This window comes from Acidovorax sp. KNOB132, assembly GCF_057541515.1.
In genome coordinates this window covers 1-4,158 of sequence record NZ_BAAJYT010000297.1, presented here as the reverse complement: position 1 = coordinate 4,158, position 4,158 = coordinate 1, and the positions used below count along the sequence as shown (strand labels likewise).

Annotated in this window: 3 protein-coding genes; 1 reads left to right on the top strand and 2 read right to left on the bottom strand. The window is 69.3% G+C overall.

Annotated elements, in window-relative coordinates; genetic code table 11:
- Window positions 1–24: 24 nt before the first annotated feature.
- Both AC27IO_RS21275 and AC27IO_RS21270 read right to left on the bottom strand, forming a co-directional pair.
- On the bottom strand, window positions 25–2,196 hold the full coding sequence (locus tag AC27IO_RS21275) for a TonB-dependent receptor (RefSeq protein ID WP_498740630.1): 2,172 nt from the start codon (window positions 2,194–2,196) through the stop codon (window positions 25–27).
- A gap of 410 nt (window positions 2,197–2,606) precedes the next feature.
- Window positions 2,607–3,335, bottom strand: coding sequence for a nitroreductase family protein (locus AC27IO_RS21270; protein ID WP_498740628.1), 729 nt, complete (start codon window positions 3,333–3,335; stop codon window positions 2,607–2,609).
- Between the two features lie 134 nt (window positions 3,336–3,469).
- Between AC27IO_RS21270 and AC27IO_RS21265 the strand changes: the two genes are divergently transcribed.
- A complete protein-coding gene (locus tag AC27IO_RS21265; protein WP_498740627.1) occupies window positions 3,470–4,033 on the top strand; it encodes a TetR/AcrR family transcriptional regulator in 564 nt (187 codons plus the stop codon).
- The last annotated feature ends 125 nt before the right edge of the window (window positions 4,034–4,158 follow it).

Sequence of the window (4,158 nt, the reverse complement as noted above, 5' to 3'; positions counted from 1 at the left end):
TCGGCCCGCAGCAGCGCCTGCATGTCACAGCGTCCAGCGCAGGGCCAGCTCGAAGCTGCGCGGGGCGCCCAGCAGGATCTGGTCCGGGTAGAACGGATCGGCCCAGGCCGCGTACACGCGGTTGGTCAGGTTGCGCCCGCGCAGGGTCAGTTGCACGCCCCGGGCCACGTCCACGGCCACAGCGGCATCCAGCGCGGTGTAGGCCGCCAGCCGCACGGTGTTCGCATCGCTGTGGAACCGCTCGCCCACATGCCGCAGCGAGGCCGATACCTGCACCGGCACACCGGCCACGAAGCGGTAGCCCACGCCGGCATTGGCCACCACGCGCGGGGCGTTGGGCGGTGTGTTGCCAGAGAGCGAGCCGCCACCGGCCAGCGCGTAGTCCTGGTAGCGCGCGCGGTTCAGCGCCAGGTTGGACCACAGGCTCCAGTGCGCATCGGGCCGCAGCGCCACCGAGGCCTCGGCGCCCCGCGACTGCAGGGCCCCTGCCACGGCCAGCGACTGCCCGCCCTGCGCGGCATAGACGTTGCGGCGCTCGGTGTCGTACACCGCGAACGTCCATTCGCCGCGGTCCTGCCAGAACGACTGCTTGACCCCGGCCTCCACATTGCGCGTGCGGGTCAGGTCCAGCGGCTGCGTGCCGCGCAGCAGGAACAGGTTGTTGGCCGCCACGTCGGCGCCCGTGGCGTACTGGCCATACACGGTGGTGCCGGCGGCTGGGGTCCAGGTCAGGCCGACGCGCCCCGTGGTTGGGTGCCAGGCCTTGTCGAACGGAAAGCCGGCGCGCGGCGCACCGGCGGCATCGGTGGAGGTGCGCGACAGCTCGATGGATTCGTGCCGCAGTCCGCCGAGCAGCGTCCAGCCCGGCGCAACCGAGAACCGGTCTTCCAGCGCAAGCACCGTGTTGCGCACGCCGCTCGTCTGCCATTGCCGCGTGAGCGGGCCGTAGGTGCCGCGATCGGGGTTCACCAGGCTCACGCTGTCACCCGGAAAATTGGCCGCGCCGGGGCGGGTCAGGTCGAGGTCGCTGTATTCGAGCGCCGCCACCCAGCGGTTGTCGCGGCCGGCGATCTGGCCGTCCCACTGCAGCTCGGTCTTCTGGCCCACCGAGGTCTGGTCCTGGGCCACGTAGAAGCGCTCGCGGTCCACCAGGCCGGTGCCGGCGTTGAACGCGGCGATCTCGTTGTTGAACCAGGTGCGCGTGGCCGTGTAGCGGTAGATCTGTGTGCGCAGCGTGAAGGCGCTGTCGATGCGCCAGTCCATGCCGGTGCGCAGCCAGGTTTCGCGCGCGTCGTTGCGGTTGTCCAGCACGTTGTAATTGGTGCGCAGCGTGCGCCGGTCGATCGCGACCGGGCCGAGCGCGCTGCCGTTGAAGCCCGACGTGTAGGTGCCGGACACCACGCCGCCCTCGGGCTCGATGCCGGGCGCGGCGGCGGAAACCAGCGGCGTTCCCCAATAGCTGCTGCCCCGGTCGCGCTTGACCTCGGCCGCCACGAAGAACTTGAGGCCGGGGCGCACATGCCAGTCCAGCCCGCCCGACAGGTGGCGGTTGTGCTGATGGGTGCCTTGCACGGGGCCGTCGCTGTCCGAGCCGCTCAGGTCGATGCGGTAATCCAGGTCCTTCCAGGCGGTGGTGCCGCCGGAGCCCATGCGGACGCGGCGCTCGCCGAACGAGCCGGCCGCCGTCTCGACCTCGGTCTGGACCGGGCCGCGGTGCGGCGCGCGGGTGACGAAATTCACCGCCCCGCCCGAGGCGCCCTCGCCCGACATCAGGGAGGCCGCGCCTTTCAGGAATTCGATGCGCTCCAGGTTGGCGGTGTCCATGACGCGCGAGGTCATGTTGGGCGGACCGATCTTGATGCCGTTGTAGAGCGTGTTGATCTGGCTGTTGGCAAAGCCGCGCATCGAAAACGCACTGGGCTCGGCCGGAAAGTCCCCGGCCGTCACGCCCACGGCGGCCTGGGCCGCTTCGGTGACGGTGCGCAGCCCGCGTTCGCCCAGCACTTGGCGCGAGACCACGTCGATGGACGCTGGCGTTTCGCGCACCGACAGGCCCAGGCGGGACGCGCCCTCGGCCGGCTGGTCCAGCGCGCCCGGCGTGGCTTGCTCCTTCACGACCACCGTGGGCAGCGCGGCGGTGCTACCGCCCTCCTGGGCCATGGCGCCGGGCGCGGACAGCGCCAGCAACGGGGTCAACCAGAGGGAAGCTGTCGGGCAAAGCGGTCGCATGATGGAATGGAAAAAGACAGGGAGCGGCCTTTGAGAGCCAGGCCGGCGTGGACGGTGGAAAAGGCAGGCCCCGATGCGCGCGAGCCGTGCGGATGCCAAGGCCGCCGGCGGCCGGGGCAGAGCGCCACGGCGGGATCACAGGGAAAGGTGCCGCAGTTTAAAAGGGGATGAGGATGGCCGAAGGTGAATTTATTTACTACTGCAACCGAGTTGCAACAGCAGATTCTAGACCCAATAACGCAACACGGATGCGTTATTGAAAATTCCGACAGACCATACTGACGAGCATCCCGAAGGCGGGCGGACCGGCTCCTGGCACGGCACGGCACGGCACGGAGCATGCCGGCCGCGTGGCGTCACCCTGCCCACCCTGCCAATCAATGGGCGACGACCGACTCTTCCAAAGGCAGGCGCCAGCGATCCTCGACGCGGGCGTCATCGGCGCGGTAGCCCAGCGCCACAACGAGGGGGATGACCGTGCCGCGCGGCAGTCCCAGCAGCTTGGCGACCGCGGACGCGGAGAAGCCTTCCATGGGGCACGAATCGATGCCCTTCGCCGCCGCGGCCAGCAGCAGGGTCTGGGCCGCGAAGATCGTATTGCGGGCGGCCCACTGGCGCCCGCCGATGTGCCCCACGGGCAGCAGCGACAGCGTGGGGCGCGCCCAGGCGGCCAGCAGCAGCCATGGCGACCACAGCACCGACGAGCCCGCGCCCAGGATCCGCTGGAACATGCCGATCTGCTTGCGGTGGTAGGCCTTCGATTCCGGCCCCAGCACGGTCGATCGTTCGACATGGTCGAGCTGCGCCTGGGCAGTGCGCCGCCCGATGGCGGGACTGGCGGCAAAGACGACGAAATCCGCGGCCGATGCCGCCGCCTTCTGCCCATTGCAGGCCTGCGCGAGGCGGGCTTTCACGGCCGGGGTGCGAACCCAGTGCAGCTCGTAGGGCTGCATGTTTCCGCTGGACGGGGCGAAGGTGGCCTCGCGCAGCAGGTCCCGGACATCCGCTTCCGGAATCGGTGTGGGCCGGAATCGGCGGATCGCCCGGCGAAAGCGGTTGGCGGCTTGGAAGGCATCCCAGGGATGCAGCAGGTCTTGTGTTTTCATGCTTTAAATCGTAAGTTAAAGCTTTTATTTCCGAAACTCGCGTTCCCATGCCGTCCCCGCGCAAAAGCAAAACCGCTGCCACGCCCCGCAAAATCCCGGTCCAGGCGCGCTCGCGCGCCACCGTGGATGCCATCATGCAAGCCGCGACTTACATTTTGACCAAGGTGGGCTGGGCAGGATTCACCACTAATGCCATCGCCGAGCACGCGGGCGTGAACATCGGCTCGCTCTACCAGTTCTTTCCGAACAAGGAGGCGGTGATCGCGGAACTGCAGCGGCGGCATGCCGTCGAGACGCGCTCTGACCTGCGCAAGGCGCTGCAGGTCCTGCCGGAGCAGCCCTCCCTGCGAAAGGCGCTGACGGTGGTCGTCGAAATGATCGTGGAGGAGCACCGCGCCGCGCCCGCCGTGCACAAAGCCATCTACGACGAACTGCCCCGCACGGTACGCGGCCTGGAAGAAGACAAGCACCAGCTGCGCGGGGAATTCCTGGAGGTGATCCGGCCGCTCATGCAGAACGTGCCGGACCCGGACCTGGCGACCTACCTGGTGGGCGTGGCCGCGCATGCGGTCGTGCACACCGTGACTGCGGAGCGGCCGAAGTTACTCGGCGACCCCCGCTTCGCCCCGGAGCTGGTCACCTTGCTGGAGAACTACCTGTGCCGCACCGCGCCTTCGCAGCGGGACGAAAACGCCTGAGGCAGCCGCTTCGCTTCGCCGCGCCGGGCGTGCGCCCTACCAGCGCCGGCCCAGCGGCAGGTACCGCAGGACGCTGGCCAGGCCCTGGCGCCCGCTGGCGGCCCGCACCAGCAGCGCACTGCCCA